At 38.1% G+C, this 6,230-nt stretch carries 3 protein-coding genes; 1 reads left to right on the top strand and 2 read right to left on the bottom strand.

Going from position 1 to position 6,230, the window contains the following annotated elements; genetic code table 11:
* Positions 1-151, bottom strand: a 151-nt coding sequence (locus QZ019_RS08930) for an AAA family ATPase (RefSeq protein WP_295484369.1), incomplete at its 3' end; no start/stop codon positions are given.
* 182 nt (positions 152-333) lie between these two features.
* Here QZ019_RS08930 and QZ019_RS08935 point away from each other — a divergent pair.
* On the top strand, positions 334-642 hold the full coding sequence (locus QZ019_RS08935) for a flagellar biosynthetic protein FliO (protein ID WP_294565813.1): 309 nt from the start codon (positions 334-336) through the stop codon (positions 640-642).
* 131 nt (positions 643-773) lie between these two features.
* Here the strand turns inward: QZ019_RS08935 and QZ019_RS08940 are convergent, their stop codons facing one another.
* On the bottom strand, positions 774-4,694 hold the full coding sequence (locus QZ019_RS08940; protein WP_295484365.1) for an autotransporter outer membrane beta-barrel domain-containing protein: 3,921 nt from the start codon (positions 4,692-4,694) through the stop codon (positions 774-776).
* Positions 4,695-6,230: the final 1,536 nt, after the last annotated feature.

The raw sequence follows: 6,230 nt of genomic DNA on the forward strand, positions 1-6,230 counted from the left end.
TACCAAATCTGCGCGGACGGGATAAAAAAAACGGATTTCTAAAACGAGCAAGATTAGCCACCAAATCCGTTTTATCAACGTAAATCATCGAATCTGCAGCAAACTCACTAAATGAAGTAATGCTTAAAGGCAGTTTGGAATAGTCGATCATATACAAAATTCTTACGTTGCTTGATTTGTATAATGAATTGTACTTCAATAAGTTTTAAAAGCCAAAAGCTCATAAAAAGATTATTTTGTTTATTAAATTTAAAAGATATGCGGTTAAAGCTATTTTTTGCTTGTGCCCAATAATGTCTATGTTTGATGTGCAGGTTTAAATAAGGAATCTTTATGTCAAGTCTTACTCAAATGTGGATCATGCTTCTTTTAGTTTTAGCGATCTTAGGGGGCGTGATGTTTTTATTGCGAAAGTCTAAGTATATAAAAAATCTTGATTCTGATATGAAAGTTATTGGAAGACTTGCTGTAGGCCCAAGATCTTATTTAGCTAAAGTAAAAGTAGGGGATAAGACAATTTTGCTTGGTATAACTTCTCAGAACATAAGTTACTTATGTGATCTTTCATCTCAAGATGAGCATATAAAGGTCGAGAAGTTTAAAAATGAACTGGCATCAAATTCTGATTTTACACAAAAGTAAAATACTGTATAAAAGTTAACAGAAATAAGGCCGCAGAGGCAAAATTTCATGAAACATAGAGAAATTCGCGGCCTTAAGAGGGTATAAGCGTCAGTCTTGAGTTTTAGCTTTTGTCTGACGCTTAAATTTGGTTAGAAGCTGTGTCTGAAGCCTCCCGATACAGTATAGGTGTCTTCGTTGTCAGCTCCCAATGCGGTCTCACCTTCAATAAAGAAGTAGGTGTTATCCGAGCTCTTGACCGTCATACCCAAGCCTACCGTATACCAGGTGTCGTCATTTTCATAAGTAATGTCCATAACACCGGTATTGTCATAAGCTCTGATATCCTGGTCACCTAAGAACTCATGTAAGGCATCGGCTCTTAAGTAGAATGTTGCCGGATGTTCCCAGTCAAGGAAGTCTTTACCCGCTCTAAAGCCCACTCTGCCTATCAAGCTGTGTATTGAGTCAAGGTCAACTCTTGAACCCTGGGAGGTGGTGTAATCGGCTCCCGTGATGTAGGTGTACTGCAATTGGGCTTGCGGCTCAATGTAGTAGTTATGGGAGTTAGAGAACTTCCAGCCGTATTCGGCGGAGATGGAAGCGGTCTCGTTGGTATAGTCTCCGGTTACATGTTCACCCTGGGTCTTGGTGTTAAAGCCGAAGTCATTCTTAAGATGACCGTACTTTAAGATTAAGTCGGCATACTGACCGTCGTTGCCCAAATAGGTGGTATAGAACCAGATGCCGTATCTTTCGATATCGCCGTCACCGTCAACGGTATGGTAATCAAGACTGCCGTTCATGTAATCCAAGGCTACGCCGGTATGGAACTCACCGTAATCATGAACGTCTCTCTGGTCGATACCTACCTCGACCATGGTGTTATGGCTTCTGAAGGCATCTTCCTTACCGATATTGTCATGACGCAGTCTGACCCAGACTCCGTGGTCGGTACTACCTACAAATCTTGCTTCACCCTGACGCTTATTTAAAGTATCCATGTAAACGGCGTTGGCATAGTTGGCGCGGGACATGTTGATGACAGTCTTGCCGCCGTCGGAGATTTCGGTTGAGCTTATGCCGATAATCTTATGGTTTACGGCACCGGTAGCACTGTCCTCCTGAGTCTCAGCCGCCTTAACCTCAGCATCTTCAGCTAAAGCCATAACGGCACTTGCGGTAGCGATTCCCGCATCACCGCTTACCTCCTCAACCGGAGTTCCTTCATTGCCGAAGAAATCTTTGACAGTGGAATCACTCGGTTTCTCGGCGGTAAGTTCAGAGCCATTATAATGCACGTTTTCAGCCACGGTCTCATCGTAATTATCCTGTCCCACTTCATACTCGACATTAAAGACACCGTCATCTCTACTGCCGACGCTAAAGTGAACGTTGGAATCTTTTCCTACCGTGGCAAAACGCAAGCCGTCATGCAGCGCGGTATTGATTTCATCCGCGCTTACCGCATCCTCAAGCTCAATATAGTAATTACCGTTGGCTTGCTTCATATACAGCATATTGCTGTTGGTAAGATTATTGCCGTCAAGCTTCATCTTGAAATTAGAATCACCGTTAAAGTTATAAACAGTAAGTCCAGCAGCTGCAGAGTTCTGTGCATTATTAGCCTGAGTCAAGTCAATCGTCGGTAAAGCTGAAACGTCAGCTGCAGATGAGCCTGTAATTCCGGTATTAATGGAGGTTATCCAGCTCTGTCCGGTTACGTTCCACTGTGAGCCTTCTCCCATCTTAAGATTGACTGCGCCGCCTTCATAAATGGAGCTGCTGAATGCCGGGTTAAAATAAGTAGAGTTCTGATGTCCCTTATTACCGTCTTCTCCATCTCCGACACTTGCATCACCGTAGTCATCAGCGCGTCCGGTTAAACTGCCGCCCTTGCCTAAATCAATCTTCACAATACCGTTGTTACCTGCAAGGATATTGCCCGTAATATTAATTCCGGCATTTGTGTTTTCTGCAGGTTTAATATCAACATAGCCCGCATATGCGGCAAGAATATCACCGGTTATTGAGCTCTGCTGAACAACTGAGCCTTTATCATCTGTTAAATCAGCATAATTAACCAGAACCTGGGCACGGTCTTCAACTGCCAAATCTTTGCTTTGGCTTACAATATCTCCTTTCAAATTTACAGCAGTACCTGCAGCTATAGCGATATCGATGCTGTTAAGACTCTTATCGTATTGATTGGTTGAGATATCCGTATGTCCGTCAATAGAGATGGTGGTAGCTTCACTTGCTCCGTTATATGCCCAGACTACGCGTTCCAAGTCATCATGCTCATTAGGATCTGCAGTTGTATACAACCTATTTGTCTTGCCGGATAAGGTTATCTTGGCGCCTTCTTCAGCGTATAGAGCAGAGATTACATTTTTATCTTTAAACGAAGATTCTCCTTCAGTTGCATCTTCATCTAAATCACCTGCCCCGGCAATTACACCGTATGACCATACTTCATTGATATTACTTGGAGAGTCATTTAAACCCAAAATATTAACTGTAGAATTATTTCCACTAGATACAACTGCACCTAATAATTTATTTTGACCACTTGTTAATGCTTTTATAGTACTTCCACTCTTAGAAGAAATTGCACAACCATTTCCATAGCCTTGCTGAACCTTATCTTTAGACAAATCGTTTGCAGTAATAAAATTTCCCGCATTCAATAATTCATTATTATTTTCAGCATTTAAAGTAACAGAGGAATCCGTATCAGCGTACAATCCGTATTTTTCAGCTAAAACCTCATTATATTTTGCATTTAAGACAACGGAACTTCCTCCTTCTCTAACAAATTTACGCGCAAGTACACCAGCGTTAGAAGCTTCAATATGATTAGATCCTTTTTCAGCATTTACAACAACATGTCCACCATCACGACTTATAACTCCTTGGCTTGATGAATTCTCTAATGAAGTATAAATAAAATTACCATCACCAGTAGCATTTACTTCGATTGTTGACTTAGAACCATCAGAAAGAACACCCTGTTGATCACTATAAATAGAATTCTTTTTACTGATTAATTCAACATGGCTAGCAGACATATTGTCACTTAACGCTGAAGAGTTAATACCAATTGCAGTTACGGAGATTTTATTATCAGGTAACTCTATTGAGGCATCCTCAGATGTTGCTATTAAAGATATTTCGCCATTTTCTGAACTCAAAGAGACATCAGCCCCTGAAGCTCTAATTGCTGTAGCATATGCGTACGAGCCATTGTCAGACTTTGAATCATCGATGAATACTTTAGCAGCAATATTTATATCAGTTGTAGTAGTAATATTTACAGTATTTTTACTAGTAGTTTTATTATTTTGTATATATACACCATAAGAGGTACCATTGGTCGCTTCAGCATTAATTGAGAAATTATTTGCATTAAAAGAAGTTGTCACATCTGTAGCGACAAATTCATCATCATTTTGTCCATTTGACGCCTCAGCCCATATTCCATATGATTCACCACCGCCCTGATTACTTTTTGCAGTAATAATTAAATCTTTTGCTACAAAATTAGATTCCAGAGCATCTTGCACATATACACCATAAGCCAAACCTGGTTGACCGCCAGTATTGCCTTTTATATTCTCAGAATATATAGAAAGATTTTCAGATGAAACGATATTAAAATTATTTTTAATTAAATTATTTTCATTTTTTACACCTATCGCTTCAAAATTATGCCCCACTTTAGCAGACTTCGCAGTAATATCAATATCTTTACTTGTTAAGTCAATCTTACCATTGAGTTCACTTTCAACTGCAATAGAACCATTGCCTGAATTTTCTGTTGATTCTACATATATCTTTGTATAATCAGCTTCTTTTTCAAGATTTTTGATTGTAATACTTGAATTATCATTTGCTCTTAAGCCATAAGCAAACTGACCTTCATCAACTCCGTCGACATTTTGTACTGTAATAATATTTTGAGCACCATTCAATGATATTTCACTATCTGCGCCCAAGGAATAAACAGCATTTTCTGTAGCTTTTATTCTATTTTCATTGTCAGCATCTAAAGTAACCTTTCCAGATTCCACATAGATACCGTTTTTACCTATAAAATCATCAGTTATCAACTCCCCCTCGTTATTATAAATATTATCGTTTTCATCAAAACCAACAATATTATTCTTTGCGTCAGCATATATTGTTCCAGATGATGTAGATAATATACCATTTTCTAAACCACCAAAAACATTATTATTACCTGCAATAATTTTACTAGTTCCAGAACCACTGGACTCAAACCCAGAACCAGTTTCACCAATAAACACATTATTATATTTATTGTAATAATCACTGAACAAAGCAACTGAATTTGTTATACTGTTCGTTGCTTTTATATTAAGTTCTCCTCCATTCTGAGTAACACCGTTTTTCTCTCCTATAATAAAATTTCCCAATGAATAAAGATTTGTTATACTAGTGTTTTGAGTTTTTACTCCGTGAGCATCTCCAGAGTTTATATAAATTGTCCCAGCATCAGAACTCAGTTCTACTTTTCCATTTCCGAAATTTAATACTCCACCCAACCAATTTGTATTAGCGTTAGTTCCAGAATTAATACTTATCCCCTTTTTAGCAGAAACTATAATATTATTCGTTCCCAGATCTGCATTAAATATTCCTCTACCCGAGACAGATGTTAAATCAACCTTTCCTTGCGCACTAATTATAATATCTTTATCTACTGACTCTGTAGCAAAAATACTATCATATCCAGAGTTTATTGTTAGATTATTATTTAAATTAATATTTATTTTATCTGTTATTGAATATACTCCGTACTCTGTGGATATCCCTTTTGTAGTTCCTATTGTTTTTATTGTTAAATTATTCGCAGAAATATTTCCATCAATATATACACCTGCAGTATTTGCTTGTTTATCAAAATTTATAGATATATTACCATTACCAGAAATATTAGGGTGATTCCCTGCAACATTATTAAATGTAAGATCTACATTATCTCTTACACTAATATTTTTCCATACAATACTGTTAGCTATCTCGTCTCCACCAGCAAAACTTCCCGTTCCATTGACCACTGTATTAACATCAATTGTAATCTCATCTCCTAAATTTCTGAACTCATTAATATTTAAAGTCTGATCTGCAAATGAAGGAGCAGAACCCCCTGCAAGAACTGCAGTTAGGAAGGAACTTAAGGCTACACCTTTACCAAAGCGCTTTACCCCCCCGCGAGGGTTTCTTTAATATAGCAATTGGCTAATACTGCTTTATATGCGCTTATAAGCATGCGCATTGCGCTGTCAGTCTGACGCATTGTCTTTTACCTCAATAAATTTTCTCTATGTTGAGGCGTATTATAATTAAATTTGCGTAGTGAAAATATACGTAACAGTTAAAAAATCCAGCTTTGCGCAAAAATTTTTCAACGCAATTTCTGTACTTACTATCTACTTTTTAAACCCCACAAGCATTCATCCTGCAAAATCCGTTTAAATTTCAAACGACTACTTTTTTTGACGTCCTCACCGGTCTAAAAGCCGATGATTCCTACTGCTAAACAACAATACAGCTGTTAGCTTCAGAGGGTTCCTGCTGCCGAC

Source organism: uncultured Succinatimonas sp. (assembly GCF_905203285.1).
Lineage (GTDB): Bacteria > Pseudomonadota > Gammaproteobacteria > Enterobacterales > Succinivibrionaceae > Succinatimonas.